The organism is Tianweitania sediminis (assembly GCF_017813335.1).
In the GTDB taxonomy this organism is placed as follows: Bacteria; Pseudomonadota; Alphaproteobacteria; order Rhizobiales; family Rhizobiaceae; genus Tianweitania; species Tianweitania sediminis.
This window is the reverse complement of record NZ_JAGIYY010000001.1, coordinates 1,232,396-1,255,456: the sequence shown is the minus strand read 5'-3', so window position 1 is coordinate 1,255,456 and position 23,061 is coordinate 1,232,396. Positions and strand designations below refer to the sequence as shown.

18 protein-coding genes are annotated in these 23,061 nt (G+C 61.1%); 10 read left to right on the top strand and 8 right to left on the bottom strand.

Going from position 1 to position 23,061, the window contains the following annotated elements:
- Window positions 1-4: 4 nt before the first annotated feature.
- The 4 genes from J5Y06_RS06115 to J5Y06_RS06100 all read right to left on the bottom strand — a co-directional run bounded on the left by J5Y06_RS06115 (window position 5) and on the right by J5Y06_RS06100 (window position 7,442).
- Window positions 5-622, bottom strand: coding sequence for an NUDIX domain-containing protein (locus J5Y06_RS06115; protein WP_342453373.1), 618 nt, complete (start codon window positions 620-622; stop codon window positions 5-7).
- Window positions 623-675: 53 nt separating this feature from the next.
- On the bottom strand, window positions 676-1,344 hold the full coding sequence (locus J5Y06_RS06110; RefSeq protein WP_342453372.1) for an N-acyl amino acid synthase FeeM domain-containing protein: 669 nt from the start codon (window positions 1,342-1,344) through the stop codon (window positions 676-678).
- 222 nt (window positions 1,345-1,566) lie between these two features.
- The gene (locus J5Y06_RS06105) at window positions 1,567-3,882 is read right to left on the bottom strand and encodes a putative bifunctional diguanylate cyclase/phosphodiesterase (RefSeq protein WP_209334133.1); all 2,316 of its coding nucleotides are present in this window, start codon (window positions 3,880-3,882) and stop codon (window positions 1,567-1,569) included.
- 83 nt (window positions 3,883-3,965) lie between these two features.
- Entirely contained in the window at window positions 3,966-7,442 is a 3,477-nt protein-coding gene (locus J5Y06_RS06100) for an indolepyruvate ferredoxin oxidoreductase family protein (RefSeq protein ID WP_209334132.1), read from the bottom strand.
- A 377-nt stretch (window positions 7,443-7,819) separates the two neighbouring features.
- Between J5Y06_RS06100 and J5Y06_RS06095 the strand changes: the two genes are divergently transcribed.
- Window positions 7,820-8,404, top strand: a complete 585-nt coding sequence (locus J5Y06_RS06095; RefSeq protein WP_209334131.1) for a TRAP transporter small permease subunit — start codon at window positions 7,820-7,822, stop codon at window positions 8,402-8,404.
- Window positions 8,401-10,206, top strand: a complete 1,806-nt coding sequence (locus tag J5Y06_RS06090; protein ID WP_209334130.1) for a TRAP transporter large permease — start codon at window positions 8,401-8,403, stop codon at window positions 10,204-10,206. Before J5Y06_RS06095 ends, J5Y06_RS06090 begins: the two co-directional genes overlap by 4 nt.
- 130 nt (window positions 10,207-10,336) lie before the next feature.
- Here the strand turns inward: J5Y06_RS06090 and J5Y06_RS06085 are convergent, their stop codons facing one another.
- Window positions 10,337-11,446: a TRAP transporter substrate-binding protein gene (locus J5Y06_RS06085; RefSeq protein ID WP_209334129.1), complete on the bottom strand. Its 1,110-nt coding sequence runs from the start codon at window positions 11,444-11,446 to the stop codon at window positions 10,337-10,339.
- Window positions 11,447-11,680: 234 nt separating this feature from the next.
- On the opposite strand from J5Y06_RS06085, the gene J5Y06_RS06080 reads away from it, so the two are divergent.
- Entirely contained in the window at window positions 11,681-12,316 is a 636-nt protein-coding gene (locus tag J5Y06_RS06080; protein WP_209334128.1) for an exopolysaccharide biosynthesis protein, read from the top strand.
- Window positions 12,317-12,401: 85 nt separating this feature from the next.
- A complete protein-coding gene (locus J5Y06_RS06075) occupies window positions 12,402-13,175 on the top strand; it encodes a gamma-glutamyl-gamma-aminobutyrate hydrolase family protein (RefSeq protein ID WP_209334127.1) in 774 nt (257 codons plus the stop codon).
- 4 nt (window positions 13,176-13,179) lie between these two features.
- Here J5Y06_RS06075 and J5Y06_RS06070 read toward each other — a convergent pair whose 3' ends face one another.
- Window positions 13,180-14,115 (bottom strand): 2-hydroxyacid dehydrogenase, encoded by a 936-nt coding sequence (locus J5Y06_RS06070; RefSeq protein ID WP_209334415.1) that lies wholly within the window; start codon window positions 14,113-14,115, stop codon window positions 13,180-13,182.
- Window positions 14,116-14,327: 212 nt separating this feature from the next.
- On the opposite strand from J5Y06_RS06070, the gene J5Y06_RS06065 reads away from it, so the two are divergent.
- A complete protein-coding gene (locus J5Y06_RS06065) occupies window positions 14,328-14,681 on the top strand; it encodes a hypothetical protein (protein ID WP_209334126.1) in 354 nt (117 codons plus the stop codon).
- Between the two features lie 69 nt (window positions 14,682-14,750).
- Here J5Y06_RS06065 and J5Y06_RS06060 read toward each other — a convergent pair whose 3' ends face one another.
- Together J5Y06_RS06060 and J5Y06_RS06055 are read right to left on the bottom strand one after the other, a co-directional pair.
- Window positions 14,751-15,773, bottom strand: coding sequence for a LacI family DNA-binding transcriptional regulator (locus tag J5Y06_RS06060; protein ID WP_209334414.1), 1,023 nt, complete (start codon window positions 15,771-15,773; stop codon window positions 14,751-14,753).
- A 96-nt stretch (window positions 15,774-15,869) separates the two neighbouring features.
- The gene (locus tag J5Y06_RS06055; RefSeq protein WP_209334125.1) at window positions 15,870-16,355 is read right to left on the bottom strand and encodes a MarR family winged helix-turn-helix transcriptional regulator; all 486 of its coding nucleotides are present in this window, start codon (window positions 16,353-16,355) and stop codon (window positions 15,870-15,872) included.
- A 110-nt stretch (window positions 16,356-16,465) separates the two neighbouring features.
- On the opposite strand from J5Y06_RS06055, the gene J5Y06_RS06050 reads away from it, so the two are divergent.
- From J5Y06_RS06050 to J5Y06_RS06030, 5 genes are all read left to right on the top strand, one after another.
- Window positions 16,466-17,263, top strand: coding sequence for a creatininase family protein (locus J5Y06_RS06050; RefSeq protein ID WP_209334124.1), 798 nt, complete (start codon window positions 16,466-16,468; stop codon window positions 17,261-17,263).
- 93 nt (window positions 17,264-17,356) lie between these two features.
- Window positions 17,357-19,420, top strand: coding sequence for a TonB-dependent receptor domain-containing protein (locus J5Y06_RS06045; RefSeq protein ID WP_209334123.1), 2,064 nt, complete (start codon window positions 17,357-17,359; stop codon window positions 19,418-19,420).
- 112 nt (window positions 19,421-19,532) lie between these two features.
- A complete protein-coding gene (locus J5Y06_RS06040) occupies window positions 19,533-20,618 on the top strand; it encodes a CobW family GTP-binding protein (RefSeq protein WP_209334122.1) in 1,086 nt (361 codons plus the stop codon).
- Between the two features lie 2 nt (window positions 20,619-20,620).
- Complete coding sequence (locus J5Y06_RS06035; RefSeq protein WP_209334121.1) at window positions 20,621-21,595, top strand: WD40 repeat domain-containing protein; 975 nt, start codon at window positions 20,621-20,623, stop codon at window positions 21,593-21,595.
- Between the two features lie 43 nt (window positions 21,596-21,638).
- Entirely contained in the window at window positions 21,639-23,024 is a 1,386-nt protein-coding gene (locus J5Y06_RS06030) for a glutamine synthetase family protein (RefSeq protein WP_209334120.1), read from the top strand.
- Window positions 23,025-23,061: the final 37 nt, after the last annotated feature.

Sequence of the window (23,061 nt, the reverse complement as noted above, 5' to 3'; positions counted from 1 at the left end):
AGGTTCAAAGAAGCCCGTGAACGCGTGCGTGGTAGATCAGCAGGATCGTCTTGGCATCGCGGATTTCACCGCTCCCCACGGCGGCCAGTGCTGCATCGAAGTCCATCTCCACCACTTCGATGTCCTCACCTTCCTCGGCAAGTCCGCCGCCTGCCGTGGGGCGAGACGCTGGATCATATTCAGCGACAAAGAGATGCAGCCGCTCCGTTACGGAGCCGGGGCTGGCAAAGCAGTCGGTTACTTTCACGGGCGCTTCAATGGTGTAGCCGGTTTCTTCCTCGACCTCGCGCCGGATCGCCTCCGCGGGATCACGCCCGTCCAGCAAACCGGCCGGCACTTCCAGCATCATCCCATCTTCCACGCCGTTCACGAAGGTGGGCAAGCGGAACTGGCGCGTCAGCACGATGGTCCTGGACCGGGAGTTGTAAAGCAGGACGCCGGCGCCGTTGCCCCGGTCGTAAGCTTCCCGCTCCTGACGCTGCCAAGTGCCGTCGCGTCGCTTCACGTCGAGGACGTACTTGCGCAACGTGTACCAGTTGTCCGACAGGACGGAGATGTCGCGGATTGCAACGTTGTCGGATGCGCCATCGGCATCCGAGCGCTCATGAAGTTCTTCACCCACCGCGCTTCTCCGAAACAATTGTTCGCTCCCCTCGGCGTGCTCCTGCGAGCGCTTCAGGCGGCCCGGATGTATTTCGTGGAAGGAAGAACCGTCAAGGAGGGGAGTTCCTGATGCCCGCGCTTGCTGAACAGCAAACGCTCTTCCAGCGGCGTTGCCTTGAAGAAGGGAAAGCGCTGGATCGTCTTGGCCAGGTTTGTCGCGCAATCCGAGTCATAAAGATAAACAGGAACGCTGAACGGCGGATAGCTGCGCGGATCTCCAGCCTGAACGGATCCGAAGATGCGCTGGTAAAAGGCTGTATGTTCGTCACGAACCATGCAAACGCAGCTCGTCGTTTGGAAGTAGTTGTTTGCCACGACGGCGAGGCGAAGCGTGATGTAAGGCAGCGCCTTGTAGATACGCGTGAACTCCGGATCCGCTGCCAGCAAACTGGGATTAATGAAGCTTTCGCCGGCTTTCAGCCTTGGAAGCAGCACATCCCCGAAGACGCTCATCACCGGCGCATCGGGCGTGTCCCTTGTTTGGTGGTGGACACGGACCGTGCTGACAAGATTTCCTTCAAGATAAACGCCAAACCGATAGCAGTTTTCGGCGTCGTCCAGATGGTCGGTCGTGAAGCACCGCTCGTTGGGAGACACGAACCCAAAGGCACGGTAAGCTTTGTATCTCAGCCGGTAGATCGCTTCGGCGTCTTCGCCACTATCGCAGCGCCGGTATTCCACTTTCTCCAGAAGCGCAGAAACGTTTCTAGTGAAGGAGTTTTGTATGCCCACGGTGGGAGATGCCGCCGCCTCGCTTGAGGCGCTCCCGAATATTGCCTGCACGCCGCTTGCCTCGTCCGTCCGCCTGGGGAAGACCGTAGCTTGATCCCCCTGTCAGGAATAGATGTGAATGCAGAGCCGCTAATTTACGTTCCGTTAACCTTAACTCGCAGAGGGCCCGGATCAGAAGGCGCTTGTCAGGGCCGGAACTCGCCCCGGTTCATCCTTCTTGATCGGCAAGATGAAGCGCGAAATTGCCTCCACGCCTTTGCCGCTGAGGGCTGATCCGAAGACAAAGCCCTGCACAAAGTCAGGCTTGATCAACGAAGACAACATCTTGAGCTGTTCCGTGGTTTCAGCGCCTTCAACGGTGACTTGCAAGCCAAGCGCTTTGGAAAGTGAAACCACGCCCTTCAACAGCTCCATTGATCGTTCATTGCTGTCGACGTCGACAAGGAAGGAACGGTCGATCTTGATCTTGTCTAGCGGCAAGCGGTGCAGGTAGCTGAGGCTCGAATAGCCCGTTCCGAAATCATCAAGCGCAATTCTAACGCCCAGAGCCTTCAACTGGTCCAGGACCTCCGCCGTTGCGCCTTTGTCTTGGAGAACGGCGGTTTCGGTGATTTCCAGTTCAAGGCGGTGCGAGGCCAGCCCTGTCCGTTCCAAGGCAGACTTCACGACATTCACCAGATCACCATCGGCGAAGTCCCAAGCGGAAAGATTGACCGATACGGAAAGCTCGTTTGGCCACGCGCAGCATTCCTGGCAGGCCGCGTTCAAGACGAATGCGGTGATTTCGGAGATCACTCCCATTTCTTCCGCAAGCGGGATGAAGAGTGCCGGCGGAACGGTGCCGAGCACATCGCTTTGCCAGCGGCAAAGGGCTTCACAGCTGTCGATGCGCATCGTCTGTAGCGAGACGATTGGCTGGTAAACGACGTGAAGCCCAGATCCGGCAAGCGCCTCGCGGAGTTCAGCGCGCATCAGCTGTCGCTCGCGCAATGCCTTGTCGAGCGAGGCTTCAAACAGATGCCAACCGTTCTTGCCGAGCTCCTTCGCCCTGTAGAGGGCCAGGTCTGCTCGCGTGACCATGTCGTTCAGATTGTCTTTTGCAGGTGTGCCAACAACGGCGCCAGCGCTCATCTGGCAGCGGATACGGTGTCCTGACACGTCCACGGTCTGATCCAGGTTTTCGAGCATGGCATCAAGCCAGGTCGTCAACTCTGCTTCGTCGGAAAGATCGTCCAGGTAGAGCATGAATTCGTCGCCGCCAAAACGGCAAACGAAAGTGCCTGGACCGATAAGGGCGGAAAGACGCTTTCCTAGGGCGTCAATCAGGCCATCGCCGACAGGGTGACCCAGCGTGTCGTTGATGGTCTTGAAGTCGTCGAGGTCAAAGATGATGACGGCGCAACAGCGGTTCTGCGTTCCCGTTTCCATGGCTTGCAGTACGAGTTCGTTGAAGTAGCCGCGATTGGGCAGGCCGGTGAGGAGATCGTAGCGCGCCATGTGCTGGATCTTCTGTTCGGCCGCGACTCGGGTTGTGATGTCTTCAAAGGTCACGACCGCCAATTCGTCCGACCCGCCCCGCGCCGACAGTTCGAAGTGACGTCCGTCCGAAAACCCGACCAGGATCTTCCGGTCACGCTTTTCCTGCAGGGCCCGCGCCAGCTGCGCCTCGATGTAGCGTGCCTCCTTGTAGTCCAGCAGCCCGGCGGCCACTGCCCGCAGCAGGAGACTAAGGAGCGTGCGCCCCGTCATCGTTTCCGGTGACGCGAAACCCAGAGCTTCAGCGGTTTGGGTATTCGCAACAACCACATGCCGGGTATGGTCGAACATGATCAGACCGTCAGGCATCGTGTTCAACGCCCGGTCAAATTGATGCGCGAGCTTGGTCGAGCGCTTGCTTTGCTCGATGGCGGTGAAAAGTACCGTCCGAACAAGGTCTGCGATCTTGCTCGTGATGAACATGAACGGGAAGATCAGGAGGCCGAGAACGATGTTGAAGATGTCACCCTTCAGCATCAGGCCGAGCGAGATCGGCACGACGGCCGTCACGGACAGGATCATCACCATCTTGCGCGAGCCATAATTGCGGCCGGCGATGGTGATGGCGCCGCCGAGCGCCGCGGACAGGGCCGCTAGCTCCGCAAAGGCATCCGGGCGAACGTAAAAGGCGACAAATGCAAAAGCACCGACTCCTGCGCCTTGCAGCGTCCCAAGCAGAATGTACTGCTTTTCGCGCCTCATGGCTTGCTTGATATCGCCAATCGTCGATTCCTCGACACGCCCAACCATCCAGAAACGGAATGCGCCCGCGGCAAACATGACGAGGGCCAGAACGCCATAGATCGGGTCGCCGGTTCGGAGGTAGACCAAGGCGCCAAGCAGGCCGTGGCACAAGGCTCCGACGAGGAGCACAGCCGGATTCGTGAAGAGCGACTGGACGAACCCTACATAGATATCGTCCGAGATCGCTTTGGGATTTGAGTTGGGCATGGTCCGGCACACCAAGGTGCCAGAACACTGCCACACCCGGCTTAACAAAGGTTTAGCCGGGGGTAAAATACGTCGTTCCCCGGCTATTCAGCTGCTTCAAGCTGCACGGGCAATGCCGCTTGCAGGCGTTCACGCAAGCGAAGGCGCTCCGCTTGCGCTTTCTCGGCGTTGGCGTGCTTCACGTGCCCGAAGCCCCGGATGGTCAGGGGTAAGGAGGCCAACGCGGCGGCAGCTTCGATGCGCCCGGGTGCAAGCTGCGCCTCGATGAGATCGAGATCCGCTTCGAAGTCGGCGAGCAGTGTGCGCTCCATGCGCCGCTCTGCCATGTAGCCGAACGGGTCGAGCGGCGTTCCGCGCAGGCGCTTCAGCCTGGCGAGCACGTTGAAGCCGCGCAACATCCAAGGCCCGAAGCTCGATTTCTTCGCGCGACCAGCCGCGTCGCGCCGGCCAAGGATCGGTGGTGCAAGATGAAACTCCAGCCGATCATAGCTGCTGAACTGGTTGCTCAACTGGCGCGCGAAGCTTCCGTCGGTGTAAAGCCGCGCAACCTCATACTCGTCCTTGATCGCCATCAGCTTGAACAGGCTGCGCGCGGCGGCTTCCGCCACAACCGTGGAGTTCGGCGCCACGCGATCTTCCGCTGCGGCAAGTTGCGCCACCCGATCCTTGTAGCGGCGTGCATAGGCTTCGTTCTGGTAGCCAACAAGAAACGCCGCCCGCCGCTCGACAATCTCGGCCAGCGTGAGGGCAAGCGCCGGCTCTGAGGAGCCGGCTGTGCGCTTGTCTGCGAGGTCGCGAACAAATGCCGGGTCACAAGCCGCCCGCCGGCCCCAGCGGAACGCGGCGATGTTCATGGCCACGGCTTCACCGTTGAGCTCGATCGCCCTTTCGACCGCAGCCGCGCTCAAGGGCAGGCCACCCTTCTGAAAGGCCATGCCGAGAAGCAGCATGTTGGCGCCAAGCGAATTGCCGAACAGGGCGGAAGCCGCACGGGTCGCGTCAAAGAAAAAGGCGCGGTCTTCGCCCACAGCCGTGCGGATCGCCTTCTTCAGCCGTTCGGTAGGCAGGGAGAAGTCGGCCATGCGCGCGAAGTCGCCGGGCATCACCTCGGCAGTGTTGGCAACAAACAGCGTCTCTCCTTCGCGAGCAGCCGAAAGCACCTTCTTGTTGCCGGACACAACGAGGTCGCAGCCAAGGATCAGGTCTGCCTTGCCTGCGGAAACCCGGATCGCGTGGATGTCGGCGGGTGTCGGCGCGATGCGGACATGGCTGAACACGGCGCCACCCTTTTGCGCGAGGCCGGCCATGTCGATCATCCCGCAGCCCTTGTCTTCGAGATGCGCTGCCATTCCGAGCACTGCGCCGATGGTAACAACGCCCGTGCCGCCGACACCGTCGATCACCGCAGCCCAGCCGCTTTTTCCAAGCACCGCCGGCTCGGGGTCAGGCACGCCGGCCAGCGGGTCTTCCGTCCCCGCCAGCCCTTCTGTCTTGCGAAGCTTGCCCCCGTGCACCGTCACGAAGGAAGGGCAGAAGCCCTTAACGCAGGAGAAATCCTTGTTGCAGCTCGATTGGTCGATGCGCCGCTTGCGACCAAACTCCGTTTGGAGCGGCTGCACGGACACGCAGTTCGACTGCACACCGCAGTCGCCACAGCCTTCACACACGAGATCGTTGATGATGACCCGCTTGTCCGGGTCGGGAAATGTGCCGCGCTTGCGCCGACGGCGCTTTTCCGCGGCGCAGGTCTGGTCATAAAGCAGAACGCTGACGCCTTTCAGCTCGCGCAGATCACGCTGCACGCGATCAAGGTCGTCCCGGTGATCGATGGTGACACCGGCGGGAAACTGAACCTTACCAGCATATTTCGTCGGCTCGTCCGTCACAACGGCGATGCGCTGGACACCTTCGGCGCGAACCTGCGCTGCGATCATGTCGAGGGTCAGGCTGCCCTCATGCGGTTGGCCGCCGGTCATGGCCACCGCGTCGTTGTAGAGGATCTTGTAGGTGATGTTCGCCCCGCTCGCGAGCGCAAAGCGCAGCGCCAATGAGCCGGAATGGTTATAGGTGCCGTCGCCGAGGTTTTGGAACAGGTGTTCGCGCTTGGAAAACGGTGCCTGCCCCACCCATTGCGCGCCTTCCCCGCCCATGGCGGTGAAGCCCACCGTCGAGCGGTCCATCCACAACGCCATGAAATGGCAGCCGATGCCGCCGCCGGCAAGGGAGCCTTCCGGCACCTTCGTCGACGAGTTGTGCGGGCAGCCCGAGCAGAAATAGGGCGTTCGCCCGGCCACATCCTTTGTGTCGGCCAGCATGGCCTGGAACTGCTTGAGCTTGTTCACCCTGGCGGCGATGTCTTCCGCCGGGCCGATCACGCGCAAAACCCGTTCCCCGAGCGCGATGGCGATATCGTTGGGATCGAGCGCCCCTTGCGGAGAAAACAGCGTTTCGCCGCGCTCGTCCCGCTTGCCCACGACGACCGGCTGGCTGGCCGTACCGTAGAGATTTTCGCGCACCTGTGTTTCGATCAGCGAGCGCTTTTCTTCCACGACGATCACCATCTCGAGACCGCGGGCAAACTCTCGCAGGTGCTGGTAGTCGAGCGGCCACGGACAGGCGATCTTGAACAACCGGATGCCGATCTGGTTGGCGCGACGTTCGTCGATGCCGATGTCTTCCAGCGCCTGGCGGACGTCCAGATAACTCTTGCCGGTGGTGATGATCCCGATCTTCGCGTCAACGCCGCCCGAAAAGACGATCTGGTTGAGGTTGTTCGCTGCAATGAACGCCGCGGCTGCGGCACGCTTGTAGTTGTGCAGGCGTCCTTCCTGACCGAGCTGGTCGATCTCGTGACGGATGCTCAATCCGCCTGGAGGCAAGTCGATTTCCGGCAGCACGATCCCAAGCCGCTCAAGCGACACATCAACGGAGGCGGTGGACTCGATGTTGTCCTTCACGCATTTCAGCGCAGCCCAGGTGCCCGCAAAACGCGATAGCGCATAGCCATAAAGGCCGTAGTCGATCAGCTCCTGCACGCCGGCGGGGTTGAAGATCGGGATCATCGTATCAACAAACAGAAACTCCGTGGCATGCGCGTTGGTTGATGATTCTGCCGTGTGGTCGTCGCCCATCAGGGCCAGCACACCGCCGTGCGGGGAAGAACCGGCCAGATTGGCGTGGCGGAACACGTCGCCCGATCGGTCAACCCCGGGTCCCTTGCCGTACCAGAGCGCAAAAACCCCATCGTGCTTGCCCTCGCCCAGCAGTTCCGTTTGCTGCGTGCCCCAACAGGCTGTTGCAGCCAATTCCTCGTTGAGGCCCGGCTGAAACACGATGTCGGACCCCGAAAGCTGCTGGCGTGCTTTCCACAATTGCTGGTCGAGGCCGCCAAGCGGCGAACCGCGGTAGCCCGAAACGAAACCTGCCGTGTTGTACCCAGCGCGGCGATCGCTTTCGCGCTGCATCAGGAGCATGCGCACAACCGCCTGTGAGCCGTTCAAGAAGATGCGCTCCTTGGACAGGTCGAACTTGTCGTCCAGCGAAACGGCATGCAGCGTCATTGGGAGATCCTCCTCTGCGTAGGCACCGATCTTCCGTGCCAGCGTGGAATCCGTTGCCGACTATGTTCAGGCTCGCGCGCAGGTCGTCAAACAATATCGCCCACCCAAGGCTTGCAAGAAGCAAAAGTCATGGGCGTGTTTATGACGCAGAAGCCAGGAGCCCGGTTACCACTCCGACGCACCGGTGCGATCACTTCCTCGCAAGCCGGCTGAATAGCTGGGGTTTGCGCTCCCTGGCGCACTTTCCCCACCGCCGCAAAGCTGCTAGTCGCCCGTGCGATCAGCCCGTCCGGCACAAAAGCTTGAGCGTGCAAGCTGCACGCCGGAGGGAGTCCGACGCGGAACACCGCGTCGATGTTTGTTTGGGAGGTCATGAAATGTCCGCTCTCCTTGCCCTGTCACGGGCCATCGATCGCCTCAACGAGGTGATCGGCAAGGCCATCGCTTGGGCGATCCTTGCTGCAATCCTCGTCAGCGCCGGCAATGCGGTCGTGCGCAAGACGTTCAACATGTCATCGAACGCCTGGCTTGAACTGCAGTGGTACCTGTTCGGTGCGGCCTTTCTGCTGGCGGCCGCTTATACGCTGAAACAGAACGAGCATATCCGCGTCGATATCGTTTACGGCATGTGGTCGCGACGTACGCAGCACTGGATCGACCTCCTCGGCCATCTCTTTTTCCTGATGCCATTCGTGCTTCTAATGATCTGGTACTTCATTCCCTATTTCCTTTTGTCCTATCGAAACGGCGAGGTGTCCTCGAGCGCCGGCGGTCTTCTGATCTGGCCGGCCAAGAGCCTGCTGCTAATCGGCTTCGCTCAACTGGGGCTGCAGGGTTTCTCGGAGATCATCAAGAAAATCGCCGTGATGACCGGGCGCATAGATGATCCCTCGCCTTTTGTTTCCGCCCATGGAGCCGCCGCACTCGCCGGCGAAACCCCCAATGAGGATGCGCGTCCATGATGGCTCTGATTGCCGAGAACATGGCGCCGATCATGTTCGTTTCGCTGATCTTCTTCCTGATCCTCGGCTACCCCGTCGCGTTTTCGCTCGCAGCCAACGGACTGCTGTTCTTCTTCATCGGTGTGGAACTGGCACCGTTGTCCGGCGGAAACATCACGCTGTCATGGCCGCTTCTTTACGCGCTTCCGGACCGCTTCTGGGGCACGATGGCCAACGAAACGCTGCTGGCCATCCCCTTCTTCACTTTCATGGGGATCGTGCTGGAAAAAAGCGGCATGGCGGAAGACCTGCTCGACACGATTGGGCAGCTTTTCGGCCCGGTCCGCGGCGGTTTGGCTTACGCCGTGATCCTCGTGGGCGCGCTCCTTGCTGCCACGACCGGCGTGGTGGCAGCATCGGTGATCGCCATGGGGCTCATCTCGCTGCCGATCATGCTGCGCTATGGATATGATCGCCGTATCGCCTCGGGCGTGATCGTTGCCTCCGGCACGCTCGCGCAGATCATCCCACCATCGCTGGTGCTGATCGTGCTTGCGGATCAGCTTGGTCGTTCGGTTGGCGACATGTATTCGGGCGCGCTGGTGCCCGGCCTCGTGCTGACCAGCCTTTACCTCATCTACATCGCCGGCTTGTCGATCTTCCGGCCGCAAATGCTGCCCGCCCTGCCGCTTGAAGCGCGCACTCTCGGCAATGGCGTGACTTCGCTTCTTGTGGCCCTGGTCGTCTGCGCCGCAATCGGCTACGGCGCTCATGTCCTTCTTTATGAGTCACAAGGCGCGAACGCCGACATCCTCGGCGGGGTCGTGGGCGTGCTGGCCATCTACCTGTTCACGATCATTGATCGCGCAATGGGGCTCAACATCATGTCGCGACTGGCGCAGCAGGTCATCATTGTCCTGATCCCGCCTTTGGCGCTGGTGTTCCTTGTGCTTGGCACGATCTTCCTCGGCATCGCAACGCCGACCGAGGGTGGCGCAATGGGTGCAGTCGGCGCCCTGATCCTGGCAGCCTTCAAGGGCCGTCTGAACATGGAGGTCGTCAAAGGCGCCCTTTACGCCACCACAAGGCTGTCATCCTTCGTGCTGTTCATCCTGCTTGGTGCACGCGTCTTCTCGCTCACCTTCTATGGCGTGAACGGTCACCTTTGGGTTGAGCACCTGCTCACTTCGCTGCCGGGCGGCCAGATGGGCTTCCTGATCGTGGTGAACATCCTGGTCTTCTTCCTGGCGTTCTTCCTCGACTTCTTCGAACTCGCCTTCATCATCGTGCCGCTACTAGCGCCGGCCGCGAATTCGCTCGGGATCGATCTGATCTGGTTCGGCGTGCTGCTTGGTGTGAACATGCAAACCAGCTTCATGCATCCGCCGTTCGGCTTTGCCTTGTTCTTCCTGCGATCGGTTGCGGCCCGCGTGCCTTATGTCGATCGCGTGACGGGAAAGACCATCGCGCCGGTGACCACCGGGCAGATCTACTGGGGCGCAACACCCTTCGTGTTCGTCCAACTGCTGATGGTTGCGCTCGTGATCGCCTTCCCTGGCATGGTAATGCGCTACAAGGGGAATGTCGCGCCGGTTGATCCGTCGACGATCCAGATCGAGATCCCGAGCTTCGGCGGTGACGGTGGTGGTCTGCCAAGCTTCGGTCTTCCGAGCATGGAAGCACCCAGCTTCGGCGCCCCGCCGGCGTTCCCGGGCCAGACCGCACCGACGCAGCCGCCTGCTGCACCGGCTCCTGCGGCACCTGCCCCGGCCGCGCCTGCCCCAGCCGCACCGGCGATCCCGCCACCACCGTCCTTCAACTGAGGTGGACACCAACCCCGGCCTGCGCGCCGGGGTTTTTCTTTTGGGCTTTAGGAATTGTTTTTCTGGACCCGCTCACGGACAAAAAAAGCCCCGGCGGATGCCGGGGCTCTTGTTGTGCAGTGGTGTCTGATCAGAGCTTGTTGGCGCGCTGCAGCTGAACCATGAAGCTGTCGTAGGTGTAATCCGCAACCTGCGTGTACAGGTAGTGGTCCTTGCGGAACGCCTTGATCGAATCCCAGATCTTCTTGAAGCCTTCGTTCTGGCCTTCGATCTCGGCATACAGCTCGTTGGCCGCATCATAGCAGGCGTTCAGGATTTCTGCACTGAACGGACGCAGCTGAGCGCCATTGGCAACAAGGTTGCGAATGGCCGTCGGGTTCAGATGATCATACTTCTGCAGCATGTTCGCGTCGGTCGCCTGGCAGGCTGTGCGCAACAGCGACTTGTAGTGCTCCGGCAAGCCTTCATAGGCTGCCTTGTTGAACATGAAGTGGACCGTCGGGCCACCTTCCCACCAGCCGGGATAGTAGTAGTACGGCGCGACCTTCTGGAAGCCGAGCTTCTGGTCATCGTAGGGGCCAACCCACTCGGCCGCATCGATCGTGCCGCGCTCGAGCGCCGGATAAATGTCGCCACCAGCAAGCTGCTGCGGAACAAGACCGAGCTTGGTCATCACCTGACCGGCCAGACCGGCGATGCGCATCTTCAGGCCGTTGATGTCGGCAACGGTGTTGATCTCCTTGCGGAACCAACCACCCATCTGGGTGCCGGTGTTGCCGCCCGGGAAACCGATCAGACCCTGCTTGCCGAGGAACTCGTTATAAAGGTCGATACCGCCGCCATGATAGTGCCAGGCGTTCATGGCGCGCGAGGAAAGCGCAAACGGAACCGCTGCGCCGAGCGCCCAGGCCGGATCCTTGCCGACGTAGTAGTAACCAACCGTGTGGGCGACTTCCACCGTGCCAGCCGTTGCCGCGTCAGCGGCCTGGAGACCAGGAACGATTTCACCGGCTGCGAACGGCTGAAGCGTGAAGTTGCCTTCCGTGGCTTCGCTCACCATCCGCGAAAGATCGTCGGAACCGCCATAGATGGTTTCCAGCGACTTCGGGAAAGAAGACGCGATGCGCCAAGTGATCTTTGGGTTGGTTTGAGCGATGGCTGGTGCGGCCAAGGTGGTCGCCGCTGCTGCAGCGCCGGCGCCAGCAAACCCGGCCTTGGTGATAAAGGTACGACGATCCATAAAGCTCCTCCGGATCTGTAGAACGTATTCTCGATGGTTCCCCCCGTCGCCACGGCTGGCGACCGGAATGGTAGGCCATACATACACGGTGGTGGTGCTTAGTCTAGCAGTCTGCACCTAAACACTTAGCCGCACTGCACTTCCGCCCGCGCAAGGCTGGTAAGAACGGCTTAGGGTCTGGCCGCTATGGCAGGCTCACCATAGATGGTGTGGCAGCGACTTGGCAGGGATCCGATGACAGCCTTCAACGAGACGACCGAAACGCTGCGACACGCCCTGAAGCGCACGATCGACACCATACGCGGTGAACACGTCACGCTGCAGGAACTCGTCGCAATGATTGGCGAACAGGGTCTTCTCCTGCTTTGCGCCCTTTTGACCATCCCGTTTCTTCTGCCGGTGTCCATCCCCGGCGTTTCCACGGTGTTTGGAATAGCGATCATCCTGATCAGCGTTGGCATCATCACCAATCGGGCGCCCTGGCTGCCAGAAAAGATCATGAAGCGTCCGATCGATGCCGAGAAGTTGAAGGACATTCTGAAGCGTGGCGCAAAGATCGTGGCCAAGATCGAGACTGTGATCAAGCCGAGGATGCGTGCGCTGACGGATGGCAGCCTGATCAGCCGCTTCAACGGATTTGCCATCATGGCCGGTGGCATCTTGTTGCTTTTCCCCCTTGGCCTCGTGCCGTTCTCCAACACGCTGCCCGCTTTCGCGGTGTTGTTTTTGTGCCTGGGCATTTCCCAGCGCGACGGGCTCTTCGTGCTTTTCGGCTACCTCACGCTCATTGCCACGGTGATCTACTTCATCGCGCTTGGCTACGGCGCCTTTGCCGCCGGGCGAGGCCTGGCAGATTTCCTCGGAAGCTGAACGGATGGCTTGGAAATGAAGCGGGCGCGTCGTAGACAACGCTGATGTGAGGCGGGTCCGCTTGTCCCGCCGCAAGGAGTTGATCATGACCTTGCCGCTTGTCGCCGTTCCAACCGATGTCCGGCTGTTCGACAACTACACCTGGCATGCGACGCCGCAGCAATATCTGATAGCTGCTCGCGAGGTGGCAGGCGTGGTGCCGCTTCTGGTGCCCGCGCTTGGTGATCGCATCGATCCCGCCGATCTCTTGAGCCGCGTTGATGGGCTGATGATCACCGGTTCCAAGTCCAACGTTCATCCTGAATTGTATGGACAGGAAGCGACCGAAGAAAACGGCCCCTATGATCCGCAGCGCGACGCGACCACCTTGCCGCTGATCCGTGCGGCGATCGAGGGCGGCGTGCCTCTGCTTGCGATCTGCCGCGGCATTCAGGAATTGAACGTGGCGCTCGGTGGCACGCTCGCCACGGAAATCCAGGATCTGCCAGGCCGCCACGATCACCGCGCACCGCCGGGCGATCATCACGATGTCCGCTTCGGCATCCGGCAAGCCGTCGAGATCAAACCGGACACCTGTCTCGCAGACATTTTTGGGGCCGGCGAAATTCAGGTTAACAGCGTCCACAGGCAAGCCATCGATCGGCTGGGCAGCCAGCTTCAGGTCGAGGCGGTTGCGCCAGATGGCACCGTGGAAGCGGTCTCCGTTCGCGGCGCGCGTGCCTTTGCCGTCGGCGTGCAGTGGCATCCCGAATATTGGGCGAGCAGCGACGACGCGTCCGCTCGGATCTTCCGCGCGTTCGGCGATGCCGTTCGTGCCCGCGCTGAAGGCATGCAGGCAATGCGGAGTGCTGCGGAGTAGTAGGTCAGCTCCCCTTGCGGGTCACGTGCACGGTTTCCGGCACCGGGGTCAAAGCCTTGCCGCCTTCAAACCAGCTGCGCAGGTTGGCGACCTGAAGGTCCGCCATGGCTTGCCGCGTGTGCTGCGACGCTGAACCAACATGCGGCAGGAGAACCGCGTTGGGCGCTTGTAGCAGCGCTTCTGGCACGCTGGGCTCATTTGCGAAGACGTCCAACCCGGCAGCAAAGATCGTACCGCGCTGCAACGCGTCAATCAGGGCGTTCTCGTCCACGGTTGAGCCCCGGCCGATGTTGATGAGCACGCCTGAAGGGCCCAGGGCCGCCAGAACGTCAGCGTTCACCGCGCCACGTGTTTCGGTGGTCGCCGGCGCCACGTTGATCAAGGTGTCCACGGCCTGCGCCAAGTCGAGCAGCGACGGGTAATATGCGTAGCCCGCGCCTTCCACTGGCCGGCGGTTGTGGTAGGCGATGGACACGTCGAAGCCCTCCAGGCGCCGTGCAACGGCCTGGCCGATCCGCCCCATTCCAAAGATGCCAACCGTGCGGCCGCGCAGCGTTCCGGCAGACAGGGGGAAAGAGCCTTCGCGCTCCCAGCGTCCGTTTCGCAGATACTGCTCGGCACGGTTGAAGCCGCGCACCGTGTTCAGGAGCAGGGCGATCGCCGTATCTGCCACTTCTTCGGTGAGCACATCCGGAGTGTTGGTCACCATGATGCCGCTGCGGCCCGCATACGCTGCATCCACGCTGTCATAGCCGACTCCGAAGGACGCGACGATCTCAAGGTTCGGCAAAGCGTCCATCAACTCCGCTGTGATCGGGATCATGTGCGGCGCAATCGCGCGAACGGCTTCACGTTCTTCGTTTTGGAGAAGGGCGACATCCCCTGCCCGTATCTGCCGCGTGGCAAACTCCGCTTCGATTTGCTCCACGGCATGCCGCATCAAAGAGCCGACAATCAGAACAAGTGGGTGGTCAGTGGCCAATGATCCGGCTCCGCGCGTTTTTTCCTTTCGCTGCCAAATCACGCAAAGCTTTCTCTTGCAACAATTTCGGACCCGGTGACGCGAAGTGGGAACCCCACTGCGAAACGGGCGTTCCCCCCTCGATCGTCCGCTACGATGGTCGTCCAATTGTCAAACAAAGGATCACCTCTATGAAGACCAAGATTTTTGCTCTCGCCCTCGCCGCAACCATGGCTGCCGGCACGGCTTTCGCTCAAACCTCGACGACGACGCAGCAGACCCAGTCGGGTGGCTCCAATGCGACTGCTCAGCAGAACGAGCGCGGCGTGCCAATGCTGCCTAATGAAATGATCGACAGCTTCTACACCGACAGCACTCGCACGACGATGAAGTCGGATGCGGACCTGGCAACCTGGTGGGGCGGCCTGACGGTTCAGGAACAGGAAGCAGCCAAGGCTGGCTGTAGCGAAGAAGGCATCGCAGCGCAGCAGCGCGATCTGCCGGAATCGACCCTGAACGTGTGCCGCAAGGTCAACGCGATGTAATCTTCGACTTCGGTTGAAGTGGAGAACAGCGGGCTTCGGCTCGCTGTTTTCGTTTGTGCACCCGGTCGGTCAGCCGCGTTCAAGCGGATTGCCGGTTGACTGCCGGACATGCAGTTCGGGCGTGATGAGGTCCTGCGGAGCGTGAAACGCCACGCCGTTCAGCCGGTCAAGCAAAGCGCGCGCCGCACGCCGACCGACCTCGCGCTGACCATTCCACACGGAGGTAAGAGCGGGGGTGGCAATCGCCGCCTCTTCAAGGTCGTCGTAGCCGGTGACGGAAATCTCCACGCCCGGCGTCAGGCCCGCTCGCGCGATCCCGTTCATGAGGCCGATCGCCACGAGATCGTTCCAGCACACGGCAGCAGTGGGCCGATCCGCAATGGCAAGAAAGCGCGGCGCAGCCTCGAAGCCGCCCTGCTTCGTCCGGGGCCCGGCCACGCGCCAGTTCGGATCAACTACAATTCTTGCCTTCTCCATCGCCGCCACGTAACCGCGGTACCGGTCGCGCCCTGTCGATGTCTGGTCCGTGCCACCCACCATGGCAATACGCCGGTGACCCAGCGCAATCAGGTGATCGGTTGCAAGCCCGATTCCGAAGGCATCATCGCCGCGAAACACCGGGACTTCAGCCCCTACTACCTCGCGTGCGATCAAAACCGCCGGCAAGCCGTTGCCTTCCAGCATCTCGATATCGGCGGCCGGCGTCCCGATTGCGGGCGACATGATCACCCCATCGGCTCCGAGCTGAAGCAGCGTGTCGAGGAAAGTGCGCTGCTTTTCCAGCTGATCGTAGTGGTTGGACAGAATGAACGTTTGACGGCTGCGATCGAGCTCGGTCTCGATCGAGCGCAGAATTTCTGCGAAGAACGGGTTCATGATGTCGTGAACCACGACGCCTACAATGCCGGATCGGGAGGTACGCAGGCTGGCCGCGCGGCGATTGTAGATATAGCCGATCGCGCGGGCGTGCTCCTTGATGCGCTCCCGTGTCGTGCCCGCTACCAGTGGGCTGTCGCGCAGGGCCAGCGAAACCGTGGCCGTGGACACGCCAAGCGAGTCGGCGATCGTTGACAGCTTGATCTTCTGCGGCAGCGCTCCCTCCCCTGCAGCGGTTCAGGGGTGCTCTACCCCTTAAACAGTTTAAAGGGGCTTATGGCATGGACGAAGGGAATGCGGAAGCTCGTCCCGTCACTCAGCCGGCACCGGCTCGTCCAACTCGGCAGCCTCATCGAGACTTTCGTCCACGGCACCGTTGAAGTTGCCTTCGATCTTGCCGAGCAGCTTCAGAAGCGTGCGCTGGTCCTTCTTGTCCAAACCCTTCAGGGCCTGCTTTTCCGTTTTGCGGATCGACTTCTCGATCGACTTGATCGCGTCGCGCCCAGTTTCGGTGAGGGTAATATGCGCCTGCCGTCCATCTTCGGTGGATGCCGACTTGTTCAGAAAGCCCTGCATCTGCAGGCGGTTGATCGTCTTGGTGATGGTTGGGGGACGAACGCCGAGCCGGTTCGCCAATTGGCTGGGCGTCTGGCCTTCTTCAGCGGCAAGCGCCAGCATGATCTGGTCCTGCCCCGCATAAAATCCATGCATCAAGAGCCGCGCGGCCAACGCCGTCCGGGTCAATCGCGCGCTGGACTGGAGACGGGAAAGAACAGCCCCCTTGTCGGTTTTAGCCATTTTGCTCCCTCGCAACGCTTGACCCTTGGTGAATGTCGGTTGCAATGCCTGTGCAGCAACCGCCACCCTTCTTGCGCAATGATCGCTTGCCAGAGCGATGTAACAAGCAGATGACGAAAACAGAAGCCGACAAACGATCCGCGCCGATTGCCGTGCTGCCCCTTGGCGCGACCGAACAGCACGGTCCGCACCTTCCGTTCGAAACCGACACCATCATCGCGCGAGGAATCGTGGAACGACTGCGGTCCCGCATGCCGCACGACCTCGACGTCCGCTTCCTGCCAGCGGAGCCGATCGGCTACTCACCCGAGCATCTTTATGCGGAAGGCACCCGAAGCCTCCCCTACCATGAGGCGGTGGAGCGCTGGATCGGCATCGGTGAAAAGCAGGCAGCGCATGGGGTCCGGCGTTTTGTTCTGTTGAACGCACATGGCGGCAACTCCCCGCTGATGACGGTCGTGGCAACGGAACTGCGCCGCCGCTTCGCCATGCTTGCGGTTGCAACGAGTTGGACGCGCTTCGCGCTTCCGAACAACCTGATCGACCCAGGGGAACGAACGATCGGCATTCATGGTGGACTGATCGAAACATCCGTGATGCTGGCATTGCGTCCGGATCTTGTGGACATGGCAAAGGCAGCCGATTTCGCATCGCGGCAAAGTCACTTCGCTCGCGAGTTCCGACACCTTCGCGCTTATGGTCCGCATGCGTTCGGCTGGCTGATGACGGATCTCTCCCCCAGCGGCGTGGTAGGAAACGCCGCAGGTGCAACGGCAGCCATCGGCGAGCAGATCCTTCAGTCTGCTTCCACGGGCATTCTGGAGCTGTTGCGGGACGTCGCGCGCTTCGATCTCGGCCTGTTCGACAAAGATCAACACCCACCAGCGGGTCCTTCTTATATATCTTGACTCGTATTGTCATCTTATCTAGCCAGTGACCTGACCCGCCAAAACTCGGGTGCATTGCCTGCTGGGGATGAGCGGGCATGGAAGGGGACAGATATGACAAGACATTGGATGCGCACGCTTGCGCTTGGGTCGGCGCTCGGACTGTTGTTGGGTGTTCCGGCTTCGGCGCAAACCACCACCACCGGAGACGACACCGTTCAGGCAGGAGAAGGCACCATTCTTCTCGACCAGGTGGTTGTGGACGTCGGCGCCGGCGCGCAAGCCACGGCTGGAGCGGACCTCATCAGCATTTCGCCCGAGGAAATCGAGCGCAAAAAACCGCAGAACCTGCGCGAGGTGTTTGCCGGCGAACCGCAGGTTGCGGTTGGCGGAGCCATTCCCAGCACCCAGAAGATCTACGTCAACGGCGTCGACGAGAACAATCTGGTAGTGACAGTGGATGGCTCGCGCCAGAACAACAAGGTGTTCCACCACAACGGCACCTACCTGCTTGATCCCGCTCTTTTGAAATCCGCCTCGGTGCAGGCCGGCGTGGCGCCGGCCGATGCGGGTCCGGGCGCCTTGGCTGGCTCGCTTGGCTTCGAAACCAAGGATGCAGCAGATCTTCTGGAGCCCGGCCGTGACTTCGGCGGCTTCGTCACAGGCACATGGGATACAAACAGCGAAACCTACCGCACGGGCCTGGCGGCTTTCGGCCGCGCTTCCGGCTTCGAGTATCTGGGTACGATCAATTATGCCACGGGCGGCAATTTCGAAGCCGGGAATGGCGAGGAAATGCTCGGAACAGGCACGGACCTGATCTCCGGGCTCGGCAAACTGGCCTACGACCATGTCGATGGTCATCGCTTCGAGATTAGTCACGAGCGAGTGCGGGACGATGCACTCCGCCCTTATCGCGCCAATGTCTACATCAACAATGGCGCCGAACCTGCCACGCGCAACTACGAGTTCAATCGGCAGAATACCGTTTTCACCTACACAAACATCAGTCCGGTCGGATGGTGGGATCCAAAGGTGGTCCTGGCTTATTCCAAAAGTGAAATCGAGACGCTCGTCACCACGCCGCGTGGTCCGCAGGCCGGTTTAACGGCAACTGCCGCCGGTGAAACGCGCTCCTTCAACGGCAAGGCGGAAAATCGCTTTGCCCTGGAAAATGGCAGCATCACCGCCGGCTTCGACTTCTATTCCGACAAGGCCGACCTGATCTACGCTTATCCCGGCGCACCCGAACTGTCTGACGAGAAGGCGAGCAACATCGGCGGATATGCGCAAGCGCGCCTCGAGCCCTCGGACTGGTCGCGACTTTCCTTCGGCGCACGGGCCGACCACCAGTGGTTCACGGGCGTTGACGGTTCGCAGTTCACCAATTCTGGCCTGAGCGGCAATGTGGGAGGTGAAATCGATCTGCTTGGGGATTTCCTCACCGCGAAGGCCGGCGCCTCCCGCATCTGGGGCGGTGTGCCGCTCGCGGAGAATTTCATCCAGAACCCGGTCTGGACCTATGGCAGCGGACCGGAGCCGGTGACTTCCAACAATGTCACCGCCGGTCTGGAAGCGCGGTTCCATGGGGTGACGCTGGAAGCCAATATCTTCCGCACGAGGATTTCCGATGCCCGTTTGCCCGTCTACGGCAGGTCACCCTTCGCGCCGGAAGCGACATCCCTGCGAACCCTCGATCTCGACACGCGTGGCTTCGAGCTTGGCGCTATCTATGAGTGGGATCTTGCCTTCATCAGCGTCAAATATGCTGACGTTCAGGGCAAGGTAAATGGCGTCACCGCCGACTCGGAGATCGGTCGCTACCTGACGACGCCGCTGGGGCAAAGCATCGCGGTAACTGCAGGCTACACCTACGAGCCTTGGGGTCTCCAGATCGGCGGCGATGTGGAGTTCGTGCTGGAAAACAACGACACCCTGGCGCGTCATCCCAATGAACCAGACAGCGCAAAGAACGCGCTGCCTTCCTACACCGTGGCCAACGCCTTTGCCGAATGGACGCCACCCGCCAACGAAAACCTCACCTTCCGGGCGGAAGTCACGAACATCTTCGACGAGCTTTATACTGATCGCGCGGCTTACGGGCAGGACTTCCTGGGTGTGAAGCCGCATTATGACCCAGGGCGCTCGTTCCGCTTGAGCGCAACCGCCCGCTTCTAATTGAGCTTCAAATATCTTGATGCGCCCTTCGAGGCAGGACTTTGGTCGTGCAATCGGCGGCGCATCATCCTATATGGCGGCGATATACTATTACACCTGGAAAGGTCCCGCCATGAGCGAAGCCGCAACCTCCAACGCTTCCAACCAGATCCCGGTCACGGTGCTGACGGGCTATCTTGGCGCCGGCAAGACGACGCTTTTGAACCGCATCCTCTCCGAAAGCCACGGCAAGCGCTACGCGGTGATCGTGAATGAGTTCGGCGAGATCGGCATCGACAATGACCTGATCGTGGAGTCCGACGAGGAAATCTACGAAATGAACAACGGCTGCATCTGCTGCACCGTGCGCGGCGACCTGATCCGCGTGGTGGAAGGTTTGATGCGGCGCCCCGGACGCTTCGATGCCATCGTTGTGGAAACAACCGGCCTGGCCGATCCGGTTCCGGTCGCGCAGACCTTCTTCATGGATGACGATGTGCGCGCGAAGACGCGCCTCGATGCGGTTGTTGCGCTGGTTGACGCCAAGCATCTGCCGCTGCGCCTGAAGGACAGCCGCGAGGCCGAAGACCAGATTGCCTTCGCCGATGTCGTGGTGCTGAACAAGGTGGACCTCGTGTCGGAAGACGAGTTGCTTCAGGTCGAGGCGACGATCCGTGCCATAAATCCCTCCGCTCAGATCCACCGCACGGAGCGCTCGGGCGTTGACCTTGCAAAGGTGCTCGACCGCGGCGCTTTCGATCTGACGCGCGTTCTGGCGAATGAACCGAACTTCTTGGCAGAAGAGCATGAACATGATCATGCCCACGGCGACGACCATGTTTGCGGTCCAGATTGCGACCACGATCATCACCATGGTGAGCATCATCATGGCCACGGGGCTGTTGCGCCGATCCATGACGTGACGGTGCAGTCGATTTCCCTGCGCGGCGGCGAGATGGACCCCAAGCGCTTCTTCCCGTGGCTTGAAAAGATCACTCAGGCGGAAGGGCCAAACATCCTGCGCCTCAAAGGGATCATCGCGCTCAAGGACGATCCGGACCGCTATGTCGTTCAGGGCGTTCACATGATCATCGAAGGCGATCACCAGCGTCCGTGGAAGGAAGACGAGAAGCATGAAACTCGGCTCGTCTTCATCGGGCGTGATCTCGATCGCGAAAAGCTGACGCGCACGTTTGAAGCCTGCCAGGCTGCCGCTTAAGCATGCCGACCGTTGCTCCGCTCGACCTCGACGGCCACTGCCTGGCCGCCGTCTTCCTTGAAGGCGTCCCGCACTTCGCGCTGGCCGATGGCACGGTCCACCGCCTCGACCACGGCCACAAGTGGACGGCAGTCCATGACGGGCTGCTTTGCGCAACCGTGGATCAGGCGGGCAAGACGCTGCTGACAGGCGGCGAGGATGGCAAGGTCTGCCGCTCGGGCGGCGACCACGCCGTCGAGGTTGTTCACGAGATCGGGCGCAAATGGATCTCGTCGGTCGCGGCCGGGCCGCAAGGCGCCCTCGCCTTTGCAACGGGCAAGAGCGCCTATGCAAGACTTGCGGATGGCAAGATCAAGCAGTTCGATCATCCCCGCACGGTGGAAGGCCTGGCCTTTGCCCCGAAGGGTCTGCGCTTTGCCGTTGCACGCTACAACGGCGTCACGCTTCATTTCCCCGGCACCGAAGGGAAACCGACGGAACTGGAATGGGCCGGCGCACACAACAGCGTCACCTTCTCACCCAACGGCGAGTTCCTGGTGACCACCATGCAGGAAAACGCGCTGCACGGCTGGAAGCTTTCGGACGGCCGTCACATGCGCATGACGGGCTACCCCGCCAAGATCAAGAGCTTCTCCTGGGCCCCGAAAGGTCGATGGCTGGCGTCGTCCGGGGCGCCCGCAGCCATTGTCTGGCCCTTCCAGGGCAAGGAAGGGCCGATGGGCAAGCCGCCGCTCGAATTGGGAACCCGCGGCAACACCATGGTGACCGCTGTTGCCTTCCACCCGACGGAAGAGATCGTTGCGGTGGGCTATGCCGACGGCATGGTGCTCGCGGTGCGTGTCGCCGACCAGAAAGAGATCTTGCTCAAGCGCGAAGGCAAGGGACCGATTTCCTCCATGACCTGGGACAAGGACGATCGCCGGCTGGCCTTTGGCACCGAGACCGGCGACTGCGGGGTGATCGATATCGCCGGCTAGTTTCGGCAACCTCGTTGAAACGCTTCCGTGATATGTCGCCACCATGACCACCTCCCCTATTGGCTCCACCCTCGACGAAGCGCGCGCCTTTCTGGCGGCCCATCCCGAAATCGAGGCCTTCGACATCGTGCTCACCGACGCCAACGGCATCGGGCGCGGGAAAATCATCCGGCGGCATGAGCTGGAAGGCATTTACACCGGCGGCCGGCACCTGCCGATTTCCATTCTCGGTCTCGACATCACCGGCGAGGATGTCCACGAAACCGGCCTGATCTGGGATTCCGGAGATGGCGATCTGCGCGCCTGGCCTATTCCCGGGACTTTGGTGCCGCTTCATGGCACGATGCCGCCGCGGGGTCAGGTCTTGATGGCGATGTATCATCTCGATGGCGTGCCGATGTCCTCCGACCCACGCCATGCCTTGCAGCGGCAGGTCGACCTTCTTGCGGCCAAGGGTCTTTACCCTGCCGGAGCCTTCGAGCTCGAATTCTTCCTGCTGTCGAACGAGCGGGACGGCAATGGTGCGGTGCAGCCGGCACGCGCGGTGCTCGACGGCCGTTCAAGCGACAAGACGGAAGTCTATTCCGTGGACCACCTCCACGGCATGGAGCCGCTGTTTTCCGACATCTATGCGGCGGCGAGAGCGCAAGGCATTCCGGCTGAAACGGTGATCTCGGAATATGCGCCCGGTCAGTACGAGCTGACGCTGAATTACCGCACGGACCTGATGCGCGCGGCCGACGATTTGGTAATGCTGAAGCGCATCGTGCGTCTGCAGGCGCGACGGCACGGTGTCACTGCCTGCTTCATGGCCAAGCCGATTGAGGCCTATGCCGGCTCAGGCATGCATGTGCATCTCTCGATGCGCGACGCCGAAGGCACCAACATCTTCACCGAAGAGGTTGAGGGGGACTGGTCGCCCACGATCCGCCAAGCGATTGGTGGATTGGCCGCAACCATGGCCGAAAGCATGCTGGTCTTTGCCCCGCATGCCAATTCCTGGCGCCGCTTTGTGTCGCAGAGCTATGCGCCCATGGCTCCGACCTGGGGCGTCAACAACCGTTCGGTGGCCCTGCGGATACCAGCGGGTGACATGAAGGCGCGACGCATCGAGCATCGGCCATCCGGCGTCGATGCCAATCCATACCTCGTTGCAGCAACGGTGCTGGCCGGTGTTGCCAAAGGCCTCGACGAAAAACTCGATCCGGGCCCGGAAACCACCGGCAACGGCTACCAGTCGGACGCGCCGTCCACGATGCCGCCGGACTGGCGCTCGGCCATCGAAGCCGCGAAGGCATCGAGCTTTCTGAAGGGCGCGGTCGGCGAAGACATGCACCGCACTTTCACGGCCATCAAGCAGGCCGAATATCTACGGGTGGCGCGAACCGTCAGCGAGCTCGACTACCATCTTTACCTCCACGAGGTGTGACATCATGGCTGCAACCTAGCGCTGGAAGTGCGCGCCC